The sequence below is a fragment of the Chitinophaga sp. 01L420 genome (assembly GCF_056399985.1).
The window spans coordinates 1-594 of sequence record NZ_JBFTSK010000142.1; the positions used below are offsets into that span (position 1 = coordinate 1).

The window sequence follows — 594 nt, forward strand, 5'->3', positions numbered from 1 at the left end:
GCAGTCGTACCGGTGATCGCACCTACAACAGGCAGACTATTTACTGTTACAGTAGTCGTTTGCGAAGCGGTACAACCACTCCCATTGGTTACCGTATAAGTGATTGTTGCAGTGCCAGAGGCCACACCAGTTACAACACCGCCAGCATCTATACTCGCTACAGCGGCATCGCTGCTGCTCCAAACACCGCCTGATGTGGTAGAACTTAAGGTAGTAGTTCCGTTTATGCAAACAGCAGTCGTACCGGTGATCGCACCTACAACAGGCAGACTATTTACTGTTACACTAGTAGTTTGCGAAGCGGTACAACCACTCCCATTGGTTACCGTATAAGTGATTGTTGCAGTGCCAGCGGACACACCAGTTACAACGCCAGCAGCATCTATACTCGCTACAGCCGCATCGCTGCTACTCCAAACACCGCCAACAGTAGTAGAACTTAAGGTAGTAGTTCTGTTTATACAAACAGCAGTCGTACCGGTGATCCCGCCTACAACAGGTAGACTGTTTACCGTTACAGTAGTTGTTTGCGAAGCGGTACAACCACTCGCATTGGTTACCGTATAAGTGATTGTTGCAGTGCCAGCGGATACC

General features: G+C 49.3%; 1 protein-coding gene. It reads right to left on the reverse strand.

What is annotated here, in order from left to right; translation table 11 throughout:
* Positions 1 to 594: Ig-like domain-containing protein (locus AC1DP6_RS36520; protein ID WP_477059315.1), on the reverse strand; the 594-nt coding region annotated here is incomplete at both ends.